We start from the raw sequence: 20,484 nt of genomic DNA on the forward strand, positions 1-20,484 counted from the left end.
TGGCGGGGAGGTGGAGGACACCGGCGTTCTCCGCGAACAACTAAGCAACCCGTGCGACCCGGACTCTTGTGGTGCGCGGGGAGTGGGGACAACAACCCACGTGAAGGCATATTCCATTGAGGGGGAGTTGTCAGAGGTGAGTGGGATCAAAGCGAGTGGCCAGAAGAAGCTGATGCTCTTCACCGGCCGAGCCCACCCGGACCTGGCCAAGGAAGTAGCCGACAACCTCCACGTCGACCTCACGCCGACGTCCGCGTACGACTTCGCGAACGGTGAGACGTTCGTGCGGTTCCTGGAGTCCGTCCGCGGCTCCGACGCCTTCGTGATCCAGAGCCACACCGCGCCCATCAACCAGTGGATCATGGAGCAGCTGATCATGGTGGACGCGCTGAAGCGCGCGTCGGCCAAGCGGATCACCGTGGTGGCGCCGTTCTTCGGGTACGCCAGGCAGGACAAGAAGCACCGCGGCCGCGAGCCGATCTCGGCCCGGCTGATGGCGGACCTGTTCAAGACCGCGGGTGCCGACCGGTTGATCACGGTCGATCTGCACACTGCGCAGATCCAGGGCTTTTTCGACGGCCCGGTCGACCACCTGTTCGCGCTGGACCTGCTGGCCCACCATTTCGAGAGCCGCCTGGACACCTCGCAGGTGACGGTGGTGGCCCCGGACGCGGGCCGGGTCCGGGTGACCGAGCGGTGGTCGGACCGGCTGGGCGGCGTCCCGATGGCGATCATCCACAAGAAGCGCGACCCCGACGTGGCGAACGAGGTGAAGGTGTTCGACGTCGTCGGCGAGGTCGCGGGCCGCACCTGCGTCGTGGTGGACGACATGATCGACACCGGCGGCACGATCGTGAAGGCGGCCGACGCCCTCTTCGACCATGGCGCCAGCCGCGTCGTGGTCGCCGCGACGCACGGCGTCCTGTCGGGCCCGGCGGTCGACCGTTTGAAGAACTCGCGCGTCTCTGAAGTCGTGTTGACCAACACCCTGCCGATCCCGGAGGAGAAGCAGTTCGACAAGCTGACCGTCCTGTCGATCGCCCCCTTGGTGGCCCGCGCCATCAACGAAGTCTTCTCCGACGGCTCAGTCACCAGCCTTTTCGGCGGGCATTCTTAATAGCTCCTCCTTCTGGTCCTGGCACCGCGGACGATGGCGGGCTGGGGGCTGCGGCTTGGGGTGGGTCTTCGATCGGCTAGACTTGGCCGACCGCGATTGCCTCAGGTCGTTCAGTGCGTACCGGTTAGGTTCCGCGCTCCCTGGGTAACGCAATGAGTCTTTGAGTCGCCCGCCCCCCGTTGGCGTGCGAGGATCGCTACTGTCCGTAGCGGACGTCCGATGGCGGACGGCCGTGGATCGCAACAATGAGGAGTTTTCGCCGTGTCCGAGGTACGCATCGCCGCCGAACCGCGCACCGAGTTCGGCAAGGGTGCCGCGCGCCGCACCCGCCGGGCCGGCCGGGTGCCCGCCGTGCTCTACGGTCACGGAACCGACCCGCAGCACATCTCGCTGCCGGGCCACGACCTGATGCTCGCGCTCAAGACGCCGAACGTGCTGCTGACGATCGAGGGTCTCGGCGGCGGCGCCGAGCTCGCGCTGCCGAAGGACGTGCAGCGCGACCCGATCAAGGGCTTCCTGGAGCACGTCGACCTGCTGCTGGTCAAGCGCGGCGAGAAGGTCGTCGTCGACCTGCCGGTCGTGCTGGTCGGTGACGTGGTCGCGGGCGGCCAGGTCGCGCAGACGGTCGTGGAGATCTCCGTCGAGACGGAGGCCACGCACATTCCCGAGTCCGTCGAGCTGGACATCAGCGGCCTGGAGATCGACAGCCAGGTGCTGGCCAAGGACCTGAAGCTGCCGTCGGGCACCACGCTGGTGGCGGACGACGACATCCTGATCGTCCAGATCCGCGACGCGAGCGTGTCCACCGAGCCGGAGGTCGAGGCCGAGGCGGAGGCCGCTGAGGGCGAGGGCGAGGCCGCCGAGGGCGAGTCCGCCTCCGAGTGACGCCGTCCTCCGGTTGACGGAGGCGGCCGGGCGCCGGGTCACCGGCGTTCTTCGGGCTGCACGGTTCTTCACGGTCCCCGCGGGTGTGCGCACCGGCGGGGACCGTTCTCATTGCGGGTGGAGGGTTTCGGGTGAGCGCGGATCTCTGGCTGGTGGCCGGTCTCGGCAATCCCGGGCCGGGCTACGCGAAGAACAGGCACAACGCCGGGTTCATGGTGCTGGACGTCCTGGCCGCGCGGGTGGGCGGGCGGTTCAAGTCGCATCGGGCGCGGGCGGAGGTGCTGGAGGGGCGGCTGGCGGGCGCGCGGGCGGTGCTGGCGAAGCCGCGGTCGTTCATGAACGAGTCGGGCGGCCCGGTGAAGGGGCTGTGCGACTTCTACAAGGTGCCGGCGGAGCGGCTGATCGTCGTCCATGACGAGCTGGACATCCCGTTCGGCGCGGTGCGGCTCAAGCTGGGCGGTGGTGACAACGGCCACAACGGGCTGCGGTCGGTGACGAAGTCGCTCGGGACGCGTGACTACCTGCGGGTGCGGTTCGGGGTGGGGCGGCCGCCGGGGCGGATGGACGCGGCGGCGTTCGTCCTGAAGGACTTCTCGGCGGCCGAGCGGAAGGGCCTCGACCTCGACGTGGATCGGGCGGCGGACGCGGTGGAGGCGCTGATCGCCGATGGTCTGGGTGCGGCGCAGAACGTCTTCCACGCGGGCTGAGCAGGCGGCCGGCGGTTCTCGAACGGCCTGCTGACGGCTCTCGAACGGACTGACCGGATCCGGCCACAGAGCGGGACCGCAAGATCACGATGAGAGACGATCTCCGACGTCCGGGCCAGGTTTTGCTGCACGTCCGGCCAGGTTTGCCGGTCTTCCCGCGGTTTTGGGGGTGTCTGTCCGCTGACCACGGCAAAGCGGTCGTAGGATGCTGCTCGAACGAGGTTCGTGATGCTTGTGAACCTCACGCGACGTTCAACCGTCTTCGGTGTGAATCGCGCTGACGGGGCGCGCGTTACAGGGGATTGGTGAGTGGTTTATGGCCGTCGTTGACAAGGTCCAGGCCGAGTCATCGATCAGCCATGAGCAGCGACGCGTGACCTCCCAGAGCTGGAGCGGAACCTACCGCCGGTTCGCCGGATGTCTCGACTTCTTCAGCATGCTCCTGGCCGGTGTGATCGCGTTCGTGCTCCGGTTCCCCGGCGTGCCGGAGAATCCTACGGGTTCGTACACGGCACCGTACGTGGCGCTGACGGTGGCGCTGCCCGTGCTGTGGGTGCCGACGCTCATGCTGTGCCGGGCGTACCAGCCGAGGTACATCGGCGTCGGCTACGAGGAGTTCCACCGGGTGCTGCGCGCCGGGTTCATCTTCACGGCCGCGCTGGCGATCATCGCCTACGCCACCAAGACCGAGGTCGCGCGCGGCTACGTGATCATGGCGATGCCGCTCGGCACGCTCCTCAACGTGTTCGCGCGGTACCGGCTGCGCAAGTGGCTGCACCGCAGGCGCTGGAACGGCGAGTGCATGCGCCGCGTGGTCGCGGTGGGGCACCGCACGTCCGTCGCCGACCTGATCCGGGTGCTGCAGCAGAAGCGCTACCACGGGATGGACATCGCGGCCGTGTGCCTGCCGCCCGCGCTGGCCGCGGGCGACGACGCGGTGAGCGAGGTCGAGGGCGTGCCGGTGCTCGGCGACTTCAGCCAGGCCGCCTCGGTCGCCGACCGGATCGGGGCCGACTCGGTGGCGGTGCTGGCCTGCCCGGAGATGGACGGCACGGCGCTGCGCCGGCTGGCGTGGCAGATCGAGCGCGACGACGTCGAGCTGGTGGTCGCGCCCGCGCTGATGGACGTGACCGGCCCGCGCATCTCGATCCGCCCGGTGGCGGGCCTGCCGCTGCTGCACGTGGAGCACCCCGAGCTGGACGGCGGCCGGAAGGTCCTCAAGGGGATGTTCGACCGGACGGCGGCGCTGGCCGGGCTGGTGCTGCTGAGCCCGCTGCTGGCGGTGGTCGCGTTCATGATCAAGGTGTCCAGCTCGGGTCCGGTGATGTTCCGGCAGGTGCGGGTCGGGCGCGGTGGCCGGGAGTTCACGGTGCTGAAGTTCCGCACGATGGTGCGGGACGCGGAGGCCCGCAAGGTCGAGCTGCTGCAGCACAACGAGAACGACGGCGTCCTGTTCAAGATCCGTGCCGATCCGCGGGTGACGCCGGTGGGGCGCTGGCTGCGCCGCTACTCGCTGGACGAGCTGCCGCAGCTGTTCAACGTGCTGCGCGGCGACATGTCGCTGGTCGGGCCGCGCCCGCCGCTGCCGGAGGAGGTCGCCCAGTACGGCGGCGACGTGTACCGGCGGCTCGTGGTGAAGCCCGGGTTGACGGGCCTGTGGCAGGTGAGCGGCCGCTCCGACCTGACCTGGGAGGAGTCGGTCCGGCTCGATCTGCGGTACGTCGACAACTGGACGCTCGCCCTCGATTTGCAGATCATGTGGAAGACGTGGTCGGCGGTCTTCCGCGGCTCCGGCGCGTACTGATCGCCCGGCCGCCCGTCGTGGGATGGTCCACCCTGCCGCGCGGCGGCATCCTGGACGCATGAGAAAGTTGACCGAGCAAACCAGCCGAGCCGGGAATGTGATCGAGAGATGACGGTGCAAGCGGCGGCGGACGATCACGCGCTGGCGGCGGACCTCGCCGCCGCGGCGGGACGCCTTCTGCTGGACGTGCGGGACGAGCAGGGATTCGCCGACGCGCGGGCCCTGAAGAACGCGGGCGACCTGCGGGCGCACGAGTACCTCATGGCGGCGCTGGCCGAGCGCTGTCCCGGCGACGCCGTCCTGTCCGAGGAGGGCCGCGCGTCGGTCGCGGGGAAGCGGGCGGGCGGCGACGACCGCGCCCCGACCCGCAACACCTCCGACGCCGGGCGGCGCACCGCCGACCGGGTCTGGATCGTCGACCCGCTGGACGGCACCCGCGAGTTCTCCGAGGAGGGCCGCCGCGACTGGGCCGTCCACGTGGCGCTGTGGCAGCGTGACCCGTCAGGCGGGGGGCGCCTGGTGGCGGGGGCGGTGGCGCTCCCTGCGCAGGGCCTGACGCTCCGCACGGACGCGACCGGCGGCGCGTCGCTCGTCCGGGTCGACCCCGGCGAGCCCGATCCGGTGACCGCCGGGCAGGACGCGTCCCGCAAGGGGCAGCCGCGCGAGGTTCCGCTGCACACTCCGGCGCCGGACGCGGGCAAGCTCCGCATCGCCGTCAGCCGCACCCGCCCGCCCGAGTTCGTCCGGCTGCTGGCCGACCGGCTCGACCTGGACGTGGAGCTGGTGCCGATCGGGTCGGCGGGGGCGAAGATCTCCGCGGTGCTGCTCGGCGAGGTCGACGCGTACGTGCACGCCGGTGGCCAGTACGAATGGGACTCGGCGGCACCGGCGGCGGTGGCGCTCGCCGCGGGGGCGCACGCGTCCCGGGTGGACGGGGCGCCGCTGGAGTACAACCGGGAGGACCCCCGGCTGCCGGATATCCTGGTGTGCCACCCCGTGTCGGCGCCGACGCTGCTGACCGGCATCCGGGACGTGCACGGCGCCCTGCCAGACTGATCGGCATGGCCCGATTGACCGGTATGGCCTGGTTCGCACGGCCCGGCTGACCCGTACGGCACGGCCGACCCGCACGGCCGGGCCGCCCGGCGGTCCGCCCGCGAGGGCCTCCGCCAGGCGGGACTGAATCCCTGCGGGCCGGCGTTCGATCCGGTGTGGCCTCGTCCCGTCGGCCACCGGTGCATCTGCCACAACAGCGTGAAAAGAGCCCTAGATCATGCAGCGTCGCGATTATCTGCTGTCCCAGTTGGACGTCCTTGAAGCCGAATCGATCCATATATTCCGGGAGGTGGCGGCCGAGTTCGAGCGGCCGGTGCTGCTTTTCTCGGGCGGCAAGGACAGCATCGTGATGCTGCGGCTGGCGCAGAAGGCGTTCTGGCCGGCGCCGATCCCGTTCCCGGTGATGCACGTCGACACCGGGCACAACTTTCCCGAGGTGATCGAGTTCCGTGACCGCAGGGTCGCCGACCTCGGTATCCGGCTGGTGATCGCGTCGGTGCAGGAGTCGATCGACAGCGGCCGGGTGGTGGAGGAGAAGGGGCGCCGCGCGTCCCGGAACCGGTTGCAGACGACGTCGCTGCTGGACGCCATCGAGGAGCACCGGTTCGACGCGGCGTTCGGCGGGGCACGCCGCGACGAGGAGAAGGCGCGGGCGAAGGAGCGGGTGGTCTCGTTCCGGGACGAGTTCGGCCAGTGGGACCCGAAGAACCAGCGTCCCGAGCTGTGGAACCTGTTCAACACCAAGATCGTCCAGGGTGAGCATGTGCGGGTGTTCCCGCTGTCGAACTGGACGGAGCTCGACATCTGGGACTACATCCGCCGGGAGGGGCTGGAGCTCCCGCCGATCTACTTCGCGCACACCCGCCGCGTGTTCGAGCGGGACGGGCTGCTGCTCGACGCGGAGACCGGGTTCGCGAACCGCGGCGACGACGAGCCGGAGTTCGAGGCGACCGTCCGGTACCGGACGGTCGGCGACGCGTCCTGCACCGGCGCGGTGAAGTCGTCCGCGGTGACGCTGGACGAGGTGATCGAGGAGATCGCGGCCACGCGGATCACCGAGCGCGGCCAGACCCGCGCCGATGACCGCACCAGCGAGGCCGCCATGGAGGACCGCAAGAAGGAGGGCTACTTCTAATGGCCAGCTCGAACGAGGCCGCCCAGGGGCCTTCCACCGCGAACACCCCGTCCGCCAAGAGCATGGATCTTCTGCGGTTCGCGACCGCCGGCAGCGTCGACGACGGCAAGTCCACGCTGATCGGGCGGCTGCTGTTCGACTCCAAGTCGATCTTCGAGGATCAGCTGGAGTCGGTGGAGAAGACCAGCGCCGACCGCGGCGAGGAGTACACGAACCTGGCGCTGCTGACCGACGGGCTGCGCGCCGAGCGGGAGCAGGGCATCACGATCGACGTGGCGTACCGCTACTTCGCGACGCCGCGCCGCAAGTTCATCATCGCCGACACCCCGGGGCACATCCAGTACACCCGGAACATGGTGACGGGCGCGTCGACAGCCGACCTCGCGATCATCCTGGTGGACGCCCGCAAGGGCATCCTGGAGCAGTCCCGGCGGCACGCGTTCCTGACCACGCTGCTGCAGGTCCCGCACCTCGTCGTCGCGATCAACAAGATGGACCTCGTCGACTACGACCAGGGCGTCTACGAGCGGATCGTGGACGAGTTCACCGCGTTCGCCTCCAAGCTGGAGGTGACGGACATGACGTTCATCCCGATCTCGGCGCTGCACGGCGACAACGTCGTCCAGCGCAGCGTGAACATGCCCTGGTACGAGGGGTCGTCGCTGCTGCACCACCTGGAGCACGTGCACATCGCGTCCGACCGGAACCTGATCGACGTGCGGTTCCCGGTGCAGTACGTGATCCGGCCGCACGCGTCCACCGACCCGGAGCTGCACGACTACCGCGGCTACGCGGGGCAGGTCGCGGGCGGCGTCCTCAAGCCCGGTGACGAGGTCGTGCACCTGCCGTCCGGGCTGACGACGACGATCACGCACATCGACGGCCCGCGCGGCCCGGTGGACGAGGCGTACGCGCCGATGTCGGTCACGCTGCGCCTCGCCGACGACATCGACATCTCCCGCGGCGACATGATCGCGCGCCCGCACAACCGGCCCGAGGTCGCGCAGGACATCGACGCGATGGTGTGCTGGATGACCCCCGACCGCACCCTCGCGCCGCGCTCCAAGCTGATCATCAAGCACACGACCCGCACGGCCCGCGCGCTGGTGAAGGACCTGCACTACCGGCTGGACGTCAACACGCTGCACCGCGACGACCAGGCCACGGCGCTGGAGCTGAACGAGATCGGCCGCGTCTCGCTCCGGGTCACGCAGCCGCTGTTCGTCGACGACTACGGCCGCAACCGGCTCACCGGCGGGTTCATCCTCATCGACGAGGCCACCAACAACACCGTCGGCGCCGGCATGATCACCGCCACCCGGTAGCCGGGGGAGCGCAGCACACGAGCACGCAGCGCAGAACACGCTGTACAAAGCAGACGCATCACACTGAACCGGGTCACATCGCCCGGTGAGGTGCGGAACAATGGGCTCCCTACACCCCCCGAACCTGCGAGGTCGAGCCGATGACGCGTGTCCCCCCACCGGAGCGCGGACGTGTCCGCTGAGCCCGCCGGAGCCGAGACCGGGCCCGCGGACCGGACGGACCCGCCCCGCGTCCTGTTCCTCGGCGGCCTCGGCCGCAGCGGGACCACGCTGGTCGAGCGGCTGCTCGGCGAGCTGCCCGGGGCGATGGCGCTCGGCGAGGTCATCCACCTGTGGGAGCGCGGCGTGCACGCGGGGGAGCGGTGCGGCTGCGGCGTCCCGTTCGGCGAGTGCCCGGTGTGGCGGCGCGCCGGGGAGGCCGCGTTCGGCGGCTGGGACGTGCTCGACCTGGAACGGCTCGCCGAGCTGCGCGCCGCCGTCGACCGGACCCGGTACATCCCGGCGCTCGCCCGCGACCGGCTCCCGGCCGACCGGGCGGTGCTCGTGGCCGAGTACGTCGACCACTACCTGCGGTTGTACCGGGCCGTCGCGGCGGAGACGGGCGCGTCCGTCCTGATCGACTCCAGCAAGCAGGCGTCGCTGGCGTTCTGCCTGCGCTGGGCGGCCCGCTCCGGCCGCCTCGACCTGCGGGTGCTGCACGTCGTCCGGGACAGCCGCGGCGTGGCCTACTCGTGGACGCGCGAGGTGCGGCGCCCGGAGGCCGACAAGGGCGGCGACGAGTACATGACGCAATGGTCGCCGCCCCGCACCGCCGTCCACTGGAACGCCGAGAACGGCGCCTACCAGCTCCTCGCCCGCCGGGGCGTGCGGGTGCGGCGGATGCGCTACGAGGACTTCGTGGCCGATCCGCGCGCCCGGCTCCGCGACATCGCCCGTTTCGCGGGCCTGCCCGCCGGCGACGAGGCGCTGGCCTTCGTCGGTGCCGGCGGCGCGGAGCTGACCGCGAACCACACGGCGTCCGGCAACCCGATGCGGTTCCGCACCGGGCACATCGACGTCCGGTCCGATGACCGGTGGCGGACCGCGCTCCCGCCCGCCGACCAGCGCAGGGTCACCGCCATGACGCTGCCGCTGCTGCGCCACTACAGCTATCTCGGAGGCGATGCATGATGGGGGACGGCGCATGACGCGGGAGCGGGACGGGCATCCGTCCGTCGGCGTGGTGATCCCCACGCACAACCGTCCGGAGCTGCTGCGCGCGGCGCTGGACGCCGTCCTGGCCCAGGACTATCCGGGCGAGCTGCGGGTCGTGATCGTGTACGACCGTGCCGAGCCCGACCCGTCGCTCGCGGACGTGCCCGGCGCGGACGGCCGCGTCACCGTCGTCACCAACGACCGCACTCCGGGCCTGGCGGGGGCGCGCAACACCGGCATCCTCGCGCTGGACACCGAGCTGGTGGCGTTCTGCGACGACGACGACAAGTGGCTGCCGGAGAAGCTGTCCGCGCAGACGGCCGCGCTCGCGGAGCGACCGGACGCGGTGCTCGCGAGCTGCGGCATCCTCGTGGAGTTCCGCGGCGGCGGCAACGCGCGCCTCGCGGGCGCCGCCGAGGTGACGCACGCCGACCTCGTCCGGTCCCGGATGGTGATGGTCCACTCCTCCACGTACCTGGCGCGCCGCGCGGCCCTCACCGAGCCGGACGGGATCGGGCTGGTGGACGAGACCATCCCGGCGGGCCAGAACGAGGACTGGGACTTCGCGCTGCGCGCCGCCCGCCGGCACCCGATCGTGAACGTCGACGAGCCGCTGGTCCGGGTGCTGTGGGGCCGGTCGTCGCTGTTCGCCGGCGAGTACGCCACCAAGATCGACGGTCTGCGGTGGATGCTGGAGCACCACCCGGAGCTGGCCGCCGACCCGGTCGGGTCGGCCCGCGTCTACGCGCAGATCGCGTTCTGGAAGGCGGGCCTCGGCCACCGCCGGGAGGCGCTGACCTGGTCGCGGCGGGCGCTGCGCGCGAACTGGCGGGAGCGGCGCGTGCCGTTCGCGCTGGCGGTCGCGTCCGGCATCGTCTCCGACGAGCGCGTGCTGCGGACCCTCCACTCGCGGGGGCACGGCATATGACCGGCGACGTGGCGGAGAACGCGTCACGGGTCGTCTTGCGCGGTGTGCCGTTCGACGCGCTGACCGAGGAGCAGGTCGTCGAGCACGTCGCCGCCGGTGTCGCGGACGGTGCGGGCGGCCACCTGGTGACGCCGAACATCGACATCATGCGGCTGGCCCGGCGGGACGCGGAGGCGCGGTCGCTCGTCACCGGCGCCGACCTCGTCGTCGCCGACGGGACGCCGATCCTGTGGGGCGCGCGGCTCGCCCGCCGCCCGCTGCCCGCCCGCGTCACCGGGGCGTCCCTCATCTGGACGCTGAGCGAGGCCATGGCGCGCGACGGCCGGTCGATCTACCTGCTGGGCGGGGGCGCGCCGGGCGTCCCCGAGCGGGCCGGTGAGGTCCTCGCCGAGCGGTATCCGGGGCTGCGCGTCGCGGGCGCGTCGGCGCCGCCGATGGGCTTCGACCGGGACGCCGACCAGGTCGCCGCGGTCGCCGCCGACCTCGCGGCGGCCAAGCCCGACCTGGTGTTCGTCGGCCTCGGCTTCCCCCGCCAGGACCGGCTCATCACCGTCCTGCGGCCCGCGCTGCCCGGCGCCTGGTTCGTGGGGTGCGGCGCAGCGATCCCGTTCGCGGCGGGCGAGATCGAGCGCGCGCCGGAGTGGATGCAGCGGTCGGGCCTGGAGTGGCTGCACCGGCTGGCGAGCGAGCCCCGCCGCCTGTTCAGCCGCTACATCCTGCACGACCTGCCGTTCGCGGCGCGGTTCCTCACCGGCTGCGCGCGAGACCGCTACCGCCGCTCCTAGGCCGCCGCACGCCGTCCGCGGCGCAGGATCGAGCGCGCGGCCTCGTCCAGGCGCAGCGGGCGGCGCAGCAGGTAGAGGCCCGCGACGTATCCGACGGTGCCGACGGCGGCGGAGGCGACCAGCTCGATGAGCCCGTCGCCCGCCGTCAGCCGCACGACCAGCGGGACCGCGCCGAAGCACACGCCCGCCAGCGCCGCGGACGCCAGCGAACCCCGCCCGAACGGGTGCAGGCTCAGCTTCATCTTGAGCTGGAGCAGCGGGATGACGTTGCGGGCCAGCAGCGCCGCGCCGTTGCCGAGCGCCGCGCCCATGATCCCGATGTGCGGGATGAGCAGGACGCTGACGACGACGTTCACGCCGAGCGCGAGCACGATGTTCGCGAGGTTCCAGGTGGTCTTGCCCGCCATCATCAGGACGACCTCGACCATGCCCGTCCCCGCGCGCAGCAGCATCGCGACCGCCAGCACCACGATCACCGGCACGCCGTCGCGGTAGCCCTCCCCGAACAGCCGCAGCAGCGGTTCGGCGAACATCACCGCGAGCAGGAACAGCGGCCAGTTCGCCAGCATCAGCCAGCTCGTGGCGGTCTGGTAGAGGGTGTTGGCCGAGCGGCGGTCGTCGTGCGCGAGCACCTCCGACAGCTGCGGCTGGACGGCCTGCGAGATGGCCTGGTTGGCGAGCTGCCCGACGACGCGCAGCCGCGACGCCGCGGTGTAGATCGCCGCGTCGCGGGCGCCGAGCATCGACGCGACCAGCAGGATGTCCATGCGCTGCAGCAGGATCTGGGTGATGCCCGCGAGCCCGCGCGGCAGCGCGTAGCCCCAGAACTGGCGGCCGAGATCCGCCGGGACGTCCGGTGCGGACCCGTCGGCCGGTGCGGTGCGGCGGACCAGCGCGAGCATCGCGAGGACGGCCAGCACCGCGGCGGGCAGGTACGGCCCGGCCCACGCGACCGCGATGAGCCCGGACGCCCCGGCCACCGCCACCGCGCCGACCGCGGCGAGCTGCAGCAGCGGGCGGCCGATGTTCTCGATCAGCACCGCCGGCCGCATCCGCCGGAACCCCTGCGTCGCCGCCAGCGACCCGGCCGACAGGTTCATCACCGGCAGGAACACCGCCAGCACCCGCAGGTAGGTGACGCCGTCACCGGAGTCGCCGCGGATCATCGCCTCGGCCACCCACGGCGCCGCGACGAAGAGCGCGACGCCGAGCACCGCGGAGAACAGCAGCATCGGCCGCAGCGCCAGCCGGACGATCGGACCGATCCACTCCTTGCGGTCGAGCGAGCGGAACCGGGCGATGAAGTAGACCAGGCTCGTCTGCGTCCCGAGCTCGCAGATCGCGCCGAACAGCAGGAACGCCGACGTCGCGGCGAACAGGATGCCCGCCTCGTCCTGCGAGAAGGCGTTGGTGATGATGGCGACGACGACGAGCTGCGTCACCGCCGAGATCCCCGCGCCCGCGATGTTCAGCGCGCCGCCACGGGCGAGCGACCCGACGTCCGAGCCCTTCGACCCCTTCGACCCCTCCGGTTCCGAGCCCGTGCCCGCGCCTTCGCCCGGGCCCGGGACCGCGCCGGTCGTGGGGGCGCTCACCGGCGCCAGGACGGGGTGCGGCCGAGCCACTCCGCCAGCCGCTCGTCGTACGGGCGGAAGTACTCGTCGAGGCGCGCCCGCAGCTCGTCCGGCAGCGGGGAGCGGCTGCGCGCGTTGTGCCGCTCGAACACCGGCGAGCCGAGCGGCGGGACGCCGAGGAAGTCAAGGACGCCCTTGTACACGGTCTCCGGCTCGGTGAAGAACTCGTGGCTGTCCACGACGTGGAGGCGGTCGCGGCCCACCAGCTTCTCCAGCCGCTCGATCTGCTCGATGTACCGGCTCCGCGCGAGGTAGGCGTTGTGCTGGAGGGCGTGGCTCGTCGCGGACGGGTCGGCCGCCAGCCGCTCGGCCTCGCCCGCCAGCCGCTCCTCCTCCAGCTCCACCGCCTTCTCGAACGGCTCGGTCTCGAAGCCGCGTCCCAGCTCGTGCGAGTGCGCCGAGTAGGCGCGCTCCACCGGGTCGCGGACGAGCATCAGCAGCTTCACCCCGGGCAGGTCGGCGGCGATCCGCGCCCCGGCCAGCGGATGGAACCCGTAGTACGGCGACGACTCGAACGCCAGCGGCTTCACCCCGTGCCGGCGCTCGACGCGCGCGGCCGTCGTCCGCAGCGGGAAGTGCCCCTGGTACCAGGCGGGGCCCTTGTCGTAGCCGGTGTCGAAGTAGTGGACACCCTTGTGCCACAGGGCCTTGAGCAGCGCCGGGTGCTGGCTGAGCGTCCGGTACATCGACGTCGTCCCGCAGCGCTGGCCGCCGACGATGAGGAATCCGGGCAGCATGCGGGCGCGGTGGGTGGCCTTGCCCGCGGAGACGGCGGCGGCCTGGGCCAGCCGCTTGTGCCCGGGGGGACGCGCTGCCTGGTGCTTGTCAGCCATTCGTTTCCTTCGTTTCGTGCAAGCCCTCGGAGAGGGCGGGAAGAAGCCACGCCCCGACATCGCCGAGACGGGCGCCCGCCTCGGCCTGCCGGTCGGCGAGATAGCGCGCGGCGAGTTCGGCGAGGTACAGCCGCGCGACGAGCGGCGCCTGCGCGGGCTCCACGGCATGCGGGGCGAGCGTGCCGGCCGCGTCGCGGACGCAGCCGGACGCCGCCCGCGCAGGGTCGGCCGCCGGGTCGGAGACCGCCTGCTGGAGGCGGTGGTGCAGCGCGTCGAAGCCCACGGGAACGTCGCCGGAGAACCGCTCCCAGTCCCACACCAGCAGCCCGCCGCCCGAGCCGCAGGCGTTCCAGGGGGTGAAGTCGCCGTGCCAGGAACCGAAGACGAGTTCGGCGTCGCCGTGCCGTTCGCCGATCGCCGCGAGCGCGGCGCGCAGCCGGTCCGCCGCCTCGCCGGGCAGCGCGGCGATGCGGTCGTTGAGAGCGTTCCAGTAGGGCGAGACCGGCAGGCGGATGCGCTGCGTCCCGGCCGACTCGGCGATCTCGCGGAGGGCGGCGGCCAGCGTGTCCGGCGCGACGGGACGGCCCGGCTCCCACGTCGGCAGCGGGGTCAGCGCCAGGACGTCCAGCCCCCGCCACGACCCGAAATGCAGCACCTCAGGGGCCCGGACCACGGCGTCCGCCGCGCGCGGCAGCTTCGCCAGCGCCTCAGCCTCGGCGCGGACGAGCCGTCCCGTCAGCTCGTTGATCCCGACCTTGACGAACGCCACCGGGGGACCGCTCGAGCCGGGGGACAGCGCCTGCAGAACAGGCTTGTCGTTGGCACGCCCAGCGGGCCGCGCGTAAAGCGCCGCGCACACCGGACGTCCCAGCGCCGCGCTCAGGTACGTCTCGATGGTCTCGGCGCCTTCGGGGACGTCCACCCGCATGCCCCGCCGCAGCACCGCCCGCGCGACACCGCCGCGCAGCGACCAGATCAGCCCGGCCGTCACCGCCCGCGCGGCGCGCGAGTCGACCCGCCCGTAGGCGCGCAGCGCCGCGACGGACGCCGCCCGGTCGGCGGGCAGCAGCATCCTCGGCCGGCGGGCGCCGGGCGCTAGCAGCCGGTCCCCGGAGCCGAAGGTGACGCGGGCCGGTTCGGGCCACAGCAGCCGGGCCGTCTCATTCAGTGCCGCCAGCCGGTCCGCCGTGTCGCTCACTGTGCCCCTCCCGAGTACTTTGCCCTTCCCGACCCCGCTGCCCTTCCCCGATCCGGATGGGCCTGCCGTTCGTGCGCGTCGACAGTGCGGCGCGGCGCGTCTTCGTCTCCAGCAGCCGCCGTGTCCGGGCGGCGCTGAGCGCCTTGTCGCGGGCCCGCTTGGCGCGCACCGCGACAGGCTCGATGCGCGGCGGCGCCAGGTCCATGCCGTTGCGCCACATCACCGCGAAGGACAGCAGGTAGAGCGGCAGCGGCGTGTAGAGCCCGTCGTAGATCGTCATGTAGTACAGCACGAGCATCATCGTCAGGACGCCGCCCGTCGCGATCGGGGAGACGTCCCGCCAATATCGCCGGATCGCGTTCAGGAAGAACAGGACGTACAGGCCCGCCCCCACGAAGCCCTGCGAGATCAGCAGCAGCCACAGCTGGCCGTCGGAGCCGAGCGGCGGGTGCTTGCACTGCGGGCACGCCTGCGTCTTGCCGGTGACGACCGTCTTGTCGCTGCCGACCGCGTAGCGCGTGTTGCCGTAGCCGATGATGGGCGAGTTGAACGTCGCCTCGATCGTCTTCGCGCGCGTGTAGGCGCGGATGCTGTTGCTCTGCGGGTTGTCGAGCCTGGTCTCGACCTGGGCGTACAGCGGCGACATCACGAACGCGGTGCCGCCGAGCACCAGCGCGACCGCCCCCACGCCGAGCGCCATGGTCCGGCCGCGCAGCGCCAGCCGGACGAGGATGTAGAGGACGCTGACCCCGATGCCGAGCCACAGCCCGCGGTTCAGCCCGTAGACCACCGGGATCAGCGACAGCGCGAAGATCCCCACGCCCAGCATCCGGCGCTTGCGGGACGCGTACACCCACCACCCGAGAACGAACCAGATCAGCAGGATCGAGTAGTTGTTCCCCCAGGTGTTGGCCCACTCGAAGGGGGCCTCGGGGCGGACGGCCTTGACCGCGCCGACCCAGTGGATCTGCGACGCGGTGGGATTGATGATGTTCTGCACGAACGAGTCGGAGCGCACCCGTGCGGGCAGCAGCATCCCGAACAGCGGCGTGACGGTGAAGTTCGGGAACACGACGCCGAGCAGCCCGCCGAACGTGGTCGTGACGAACATCGCCCCGAGCATCCGCACGAGCAGCAGCCGCGGCAGCTCACGCTCGCTGAGGTTGCCGATGTACAGCACGATGACCGCGGACGCGAGGTACATGGCCAGCCGCACCAGGACCGAGATGATCCGCCCGAGGCCGAACTCGCCGTACGCGCCGGGCGGGTTCTCGCTGAGCATGGACAGGCTGACCACGTACCAGATCAGGAACAGCACCCACAGCCCGAAGCCGGGCGGGACGTGCATCGGGCGCCGGTTGAGCAGCACCAGCACCATCGGCACGGCGCAGATGACGAAGCTGAACACGCCGAGGCCGACGAGCCACCACACGGGGTAGCCGACGAGCAGCGCGATCAGCGGCCAGGTCGAGCGCGGCAGCTGGCGCAGCCGGGTCGGCAGCGGTTCCTCGCTCCGCGTCGGTGGCGCCGGACCGCCCGGCGCGGCTTCCGGCGCAGGGCTCGCGGACGTCTTCGCGGGGGTAGGCATCGGCTCGGATCGTGTCGGGACGGCTCAGAGGCGGCCGGACTCGTCGTCCGTGTCCGCATGCCCGCTGCTGAAGCGGGGGATCACCGACGTCGTGTCCGGCTCGCTGCCGTTGGCCGGGGCGCGGTGCTCGCTCTCCCCGTCGTCGGCGGGCTTGGCGACCGCCCGGCGCGGCCCGGCGACCGCGCGGTCGCCGACGGGACGGTCGCGGGGCGGGTCGACGAGGGTGCGGTCCGCGGGCCCGTCCCCGAACGCCTCCAGGTCGATGGCCGGACCGGATGTGGCCGAACCGGAGGGCGAGCCCGTCCCGGAGGGCGAGGCCGCACCGGGCGCGGGGCGCGGGGCGCGGCGCGGCTGCAGGCGCGCGGTGGAGTGCGGCTGGGCCGGGACGACGAGCGTGCCGAGCACCGCGACGCTCATCCGGTCGAGCGCGCGCACCGACTCCTCGACGTCCTTGCGCCGGGCGTCCGGGACCTCCACGACGACCAGCGCGGTGTCGGCGGCCTCGGCGATCGCCTGCGCGTCGGCGCTGCTGGCGGTGGACGGCGCGTCGATCACGACGTAGTCGGTGTTGGAGCGGAGCTGGTCGATGATGTGGACCATCTGCCGCGTCTGGAGCAGCTCGTAGGCGAGGTCGGTGTCGACGCCCGGCGGGACGACCCACAGCCGCTTCTGCACGGGCGAGCGGACCATCGCGTTGCGGAGCGACCGCTTGCCGAGCAGGACCTCGGCGAGCCCGACGCTCGCCGGCGCCTCCGTCAGCCGCGCCGACTCCTGGGAGTGCAGGTCGGCGCAGACCAGCGCGACCCGGGACTGGGTGCGGGCGAGCGCCGCGGCCAGGTTCGCGGCCGACAGGCCCGCGCCGGGGCCCTCGGTGGCGCTCGTCACGAGGATCACATGGTTGCCGTGCCCGAGGACGGCGTTGAGCTGGTGGCTCAGCTCGTGCACTTCCTGCCCGTTGCGGCTGCGGGCGGGCAGCAGGCCGAGGCGGTCGCCCTTGCCCGCCGGGTGGAGTTCCAGCAGGACGGGCATGTCCAGCATCCGCTCCACGTCCGCCGCGCTGCGCAGCCGGGTGTCGAGACGGTCGCGGACGGCGCCGGCGCCGAGGCCGGCCAGCAGCCCGACCATGAGCCCGCCGGTGAGGTAGAGCGGCACGTTCGGGCCGCTCGGCCGGGTGGGCGTGGCGGCGGTGCTGATGATCCGGCCGGGGTTGATCGTGGTGGTGGTGAGCGAGCCCAGCCGGCCGGTCAGCTCGGTGATCTGGCGGCTGATGATCCCCTGCTGGCTGCGCGCGTAGGTGCGGGCGGCGCCGGTGTAGCGGGGGATCTTGTCCAGCAGGACCTTGTTCTCCTCGCTCAGCTCCTGGATCTTCTTGCTGATGACGTCCATCTGGGCCTTCAGGTTGGCCTGCGCGGACGCCGTGCGCTGGTTGAGGTACGCCTGGGCGAAGAGGTTCGCGCCGTTCGCGGCGCCGCGGGCCGAGTCGTCGGTGAAGGCGATGGTCAGGACGCCCGAGTTCGGCGGGACCGAGACCGCGACGTGCGACAGCAGGTGGTTCTCGGTGTCCTCGTACTTGAGGAGCCGCTTGGCCTCCTTGGCGACCTCGAGCGACTTGGCGACCTGGGCCTCGGTGTCGAGGTTGACGTCGAGCTTGCTCTTGGCCGCCTCGGGCGCGGTGTCGTCGAACCCGGTCGGCGCGACGAGCACCTGCGCCTCGGCGGTGTAGGTCTTCGCCAGCGTGAACGTGTACGCGGCGACGCCCGCCAGGACGAACGCGGCGCAGCACAGAACGATCCCCCAGCGCCGTCGAATCAACCCTGTGTAGTCGACGAACTCCTTGGAGGGCGCTGATCTAGACGACACTTCAGTCCCTTTCCGCGGTCACCGCCCCGCCGCCGCGCGAACTGCCTGGTCTGTGGGGCTGGCCGCCGGATGAGGTGGGGGGCGTGGCGTCGCGGTCACTATATCGATTCGACGGGCATGGTTCCGACAATCGGCGTGCGGCCGGACATCACCGGCGCGGATCCGACGTATGTGGACGGGGAGGTAAGTGAACGGGGGGCCATTTCGCTCCGCGTCCGTCACCGTCCGTTATTAGCCTGTCGCCGCGTGCCGTCCGGTTGCCGGATGCGGCCTGGCGGCCGGGTCGAGCCACCGCTATGCTACCGCAGGCTCCCCCCATAAGTATCAGTCGGGTAACTCTCGTCTCATGAGCATGTACCTGCGACACCATGGGCGCATTGGTCACCACTTTCTTCTTACCGATGATTCCCCGCCAAGGAGGCATAAGTGTCGCGTCTGCGCCGTGAGACCGCGGTTGCGGTGACGGCATTGGCAGGGATCGGCCTAGTGGCCGCCCCGCAGTTCGCCGAGGGCCGTCAGGTCCCGGTCGTCGCCAGTGCCGCCCTCGCCGCCGGGAAGATGCCCGTCGAGACGCCCTACGGCGGAACCCCCAATATCGAGCCGAACCAGGGCGGCTGGGCCGGCGTGGTCTACGCGATGACCCAGGTCGGCGACAAGATCATCGTTGGTGGCAAGTTCCGGTCGGTCAAGCAGGGCGAGACGACGTACCCGGTGACCCACCTGCTGGCCATCAACGCGACGACCAAGCGACTCGACCCCACGTTCCGTCCCCAGCTCGACAGCACGGTCGAGGCGCTCGCGCCCGGGGCGGACGGCAAGTCGGTGCTCGTCGGCGGCAAGTTCAACACCGTCAACGGCGCCGCCCGGCCGAAGCTCGCCCGGCTCGATGTGGCCACCGGCAAGGAGACCGCCAACGGCACCTGGAAGACGCCGGGCATCAAGGGCGGCGCTGTCTTCGACATCGAGGTGTCGAAAGGCCGGGTGTACATCGCCGGGCAGTTCACCTCGGTCGCGGGCGCGAACCGCAAGGGCCTCGCGGCGCTGAGCCCGACGACGGGCGGCCTGTCGACCAAGTTCGGCATCGTCCCGTTCAGCGGCATCCACAACGGCGGTGTCACCGTCGTCCGGCGGATCGAGGCCACCCCGGACGGCACCAAGATGTACGCGATCGGGAACTTCAGCTCGGTCGGCGGCGCGGAGCGGCGCCAGTTCGCCCGGCTGAACCTCGGCGACGCCGCCGACGCGGTCGACGCGAACTGGAAGACCGACGGGTTCGCCTCCCCGTGTGCCACCGTCTTCGACAGCTACGTCCGCGACATGGCGATGTCGCCCGACGGCAAGTACGTGGCGGTCGCCACGACCGGCGGCCCGGGCGGCACCACCCAGCTCTGCGACAGCGCGACCCGCTGGAACAACGACGACAGCGGCCTGAACGTGAAGCCGGCGTGGGCGAACTACACGGGCGGCGACACGCTCGACTCGATCGCCATCTCCGACTCGGCCGTGTTCGTCGGCGGGCACCCCCGCTGGTCCAACAACCCGCTGGGCCGCGACAGGTCCCGCGCGGGCGCGGTGACCCGGCCGGGCCTGGCCGCGCTCGACCCGCGCAACGGCGTCCCGTTCTCCTGGAACCCGGGCCGTGACCCCCGCGGCGACGGCGCGTGGTCGATCCTGGTGACCGCCGACGGCGTTTGGGTCGGCAGCGACACTAACTACTTCCTGCCGCCGTCGTCGCAGAAGTTCCGCGGGAAGATCGGCTTCTTCCCGTTCGCGGGCGGGTCGACGCTGCCGGAGGACGTGACCAAGCAGCTTCCCGGCAAGGTGTACGTCGCCGCGCCGGGCGCGGTCCTCCAGCCCAACAAGCTGGTCTCGCGCACGGTCAACGGCACGACGGTCGGCCCCGAGGTCCCCGAGGCGGTCGCGGGCGGCATGAACTGGTCGGACGTGCGCGGCACGATGCTGATCGACGGCGTCCTCTGGTACGCCAAGGCCGACGGCGCGCTGTACAAGCGCACCTTCAACGGCGTCACCGTCGGAGCCGAGCAGGTCGTCAACCCCTACGCGAACGCGCAGTGGGACGCCGACGAGCCGTCCTGGAAGGGCACCGTGCCCGACTTCTACAGCTCGCTGACGGGCGGCCTGACGCTCGGGATGTTCTACGACAACGGCCGGATGTACTACACCCGGGCCGGCAACGACTCGCTGTTCTACCGGTCCTTCACGCCGGAGAGCGGGATCCTCGGCTCGGAGAACGTCGCGGTGTCCTCCGGCTGGTCGAACGTCCGCGGGATGTTCGTCTCGGGTGGCAAGCTCTACTACGTCGCCGCCGACGGCAAGCTGAACGCGGTGACGTTCACCGGCGGCGTGCCGAGCGGCAGCCCCACCGTGATCAGCAGCGAGGACTGGCGGGGCCGCGGCCTGTTCGTCGGCTGATC

The 20,484-nt window shown here is 71.6% G+C and carries 16 protein-coding genes; 11 read left to right on the forward strand and 5 right to left on the reverse strand.

What is annotated here, in order from left to right; translation table 11 throughout:
* Positions 1 to 136 precede the first annotated feature (136 nt).
* The 10 genes from ACH34S_RS30050 to ACH34S_RS30095 all read left to right on the forward strand — a co-directional run bounded on the left by ACH34S_RS30050 (position 137) and on the right by ACH34S_RS30095 (position 10,936).
* On the forward strand, positions 137 to 1,117 hold the full coding sequence (locus ACH34S_RS30050) for a ribose-phosphate diphosphokinase (RefSeq protein WP_132171112.1): 981 nt from the start codon (positions 137 to 139) through the stop codon (positions 1,115 to 1,117).
* Between the two features lie 261 nt (positions 1,118 to 1,378).
* The gene (locus tag ACH34S_RS30055; RefSeq protein WP_395956197.1) at positions 1,379 to 2,002 is read left to right on the forward strand and encodes a 50S ribosomal protein L25/general stress protein Ctc; all 624 of its coding nucleotides are present in this window, start codon (positions 1,379 to 1,381) and stop codon (positions 2,000 to 2,002) included.
* A gap of 131 nt (positions 2,003 to 2,133) precedes the next feature.
* Entirely contained in the window at positions 2,134 to 2,709 is a 576-nt protein-coding gene (pth, locus tag ACH34S_RS30060; RefSeq protein WP_395956198.1) for an aminoacyl-tRNA hydrolase, read from the forward strand.
* A 316-nt stretch (positions 2,710 to 3,025) separates the two neighbouring features.
* Entirely contained in the window at positions 3,026 to 4,513 is a 1,488-nt protein-coding gene (locus ACH34S_RS30065; RefSeq protein ID WP_395956199.1) for a sugar transferase, read from the forward strand.
* Between the two features lie 108 nt (positions 4,514 to 4,621).
* Complete coding sequence (locus ACH34S_RS30070) at positions 4,622 to 5,569, forward strand: inositol monophosphatase family protein (protein WP_395956200.1); 948 nt, start codon at positions 4,622 to 4,624, stop codon at positions 5,567 to 5,569.
* 217 nt (positions 5,570 to 5,786) lie between these two features.
* The gene (gene cysD / locus ACH34S_RS30075; RefSeq protein WP_395956201.1) at positions 5,787 to 6,704 is read left to right on the forward strand and encodes a sulfate adenylyltransferase subunit CysD; all 918 of its coding nucleotides are present in this window, start codon (positions 5,787 to 5,789) and stop codon (positions 6,702 to 6,704) included.
* Positions 6,705 to 6,766: 62 nt separating this feature from the next.
* Positions 6,767 to 8,029 (forward strand): sulfate adenylyltransferase subunit 1, encoded by a 1,263-nt coding sequence (locus ACH34S_RS30080; RefSeq protein WP_395956242.1) that lies wholly within the window; start codon positions 6,767 to 6,769, stop codon positions 8,027 to 8,029.
* A gap of 171 nt (positions 8,030 to 8,200) precedes the next feature.
* Complete coding sequence (locus tag ACH34S_RS30085; protein ID WP_395956202.1) at positions 8,201 to 9,199, forward strand: sulfotransferase; 999 nt, start codon at positions 8,201 to 8,203, stop codon at positions 9,197 to 9,199.
* A gap of 13 nt (positions 9,200 to 9,212) precedes the next feature.
* Positions 9,213 to 10,151, forward strand: a complete 939-nt coding sequence (locus ACH34S_RS30090) for a glycosyltransferase family 2 protein (RefSeq protein ID WP_395956203.1) — start codon at positions 9,213 to 9,215, stop codon at positions 10,149 to 10,151.
* The gene (locus tag ACH34S_RS30095) at positions 10,148 to 10,936 is read left to right on the forward strand and encodes a WecB/TagA/CpsF family glycosyltransferase (protein WP_395956204.1); all 789 of its coding nucleotides are present in this window, start codon (positions 10,148 to 10,150) and stop codon (positions 10,934 to 10,936) included. Before ACH34S_RS30090 ends, ACH34S_RS30095 begins: the two co-directional genes overlap by 4 nt.
* Here the strand turns inward: ACH34S_RS30095 and ACH34S_RS30100 are convergent.
* Genes ACH34S_RS30100 through ACH34S_RS30120 form a run of 5 tightly spaced genes read right to left on the reverse strand, consistent with a single transcriptional unit; the run spans position 10,933 to position 18,049 of the window.
* Positions 10,933 to 12,531 carry a flippase gene (locus tag ACH34S_RS30100; protein WP_395956205.1) on the reverse strand — a complete coding sequence of 533 codons (1,599 nt, stop codon included), beginning with the start codon at positions 12,529 to 12,531 and terminating at the stop codon, positions 10,933 to 10,935. The two genes, ACH34S_RS30095 and ACH34S_RS30100, sit on opposite strands and share 4 nt — an antisense overlap.
* Positions 12,528 to 13,403: a sulfotransferase gene (locus ACH34S_RS30105; protein ID WP_395956206.1), complete on the reverse strand. Its 876-nt coding sequence runs from the start codon at positions 13,401 to 13,403 to the stop codon at positions 12,528 to 12,530. The genes ACH34S_RS30100 and ACH34S_RS30105 overlap by 4 nt, the downstream gene beginning before the upstream one ends.
* The gene (locus ACH34S_RS30110; RefSeq protein ID WP_395956207.1) at positions 13,396 to 14,601 is read right to left on the reverse strand and encodes a hypothetical protein; all 1,206 of its coding nucleotides are present in this window, start codon (positions 14,599 to 14,601) and stop codon (positions 13,396 to 13,398) included. The genes ACH34S_RS30105 and ACH34S_RS30110 overlap by 8 nt, the downstream gene beginning before the upstream one ends.
* Positions 14,564 to 16,189 carry an O-antigen ligase family protein gene (locus ACH34S_RS30115; RefSeq protein ID WP_395956208.1) on the reverse strand — a complete coding sequence of 542 codons (1,626 nt, stop codon included), beginning with the start codon at positions 16,187 to 16,189 and terminating at the stop codon, positions 14,564 to 14,566. Before ACH34S_RS30115 ends, ACH34S_RS30110 begins: the two co-directional genes overlap by 38 nt.
* Before the next feature lie 24 nt (positions 16,190 to 16,213).
* Entirely contained in the window at positions 16,214 to 18,049 is a 1,836-nt protein-coding gene (locus tag ACH34S_RS30120; protein ID WP_395956209.1) for a Wzz/FepE/Etk N-terminal domain-containing protein, read from the reverse strand.
* 426 nt (positions 18,050 to 18,475) lie between these two features.
* Between ACH34S_RS30120 and ACH34S_RS30125 the strand changes: the two genes are divergently transcribed.
* The gene (locus tag ACH34S_RS30125; RefSeq protein WP_395956210.1) at positions 18,476 to 20,482 is read left to right on the forward strand and encodes a hypothetical protein; all 2,007 of its coding nucleotides are present in this window, start codon (positions 18,476 to 18,478) and stop codon (positions 20,480 to 20,482) included.
* The last annotated feature ends 2 nt before the right edge of the window (positions 20,483 to 20,484 follow it).

It is taken from the genome of Actinomadura sp. 3N508, from assembly GCF_044326375.1.
Taxonomy (GTDB): domain Bacteria; phylum Actinomycetota; class Actinomycetes; order Streptosporangiales; family Streptosporangiaceae; genus Spirillospora.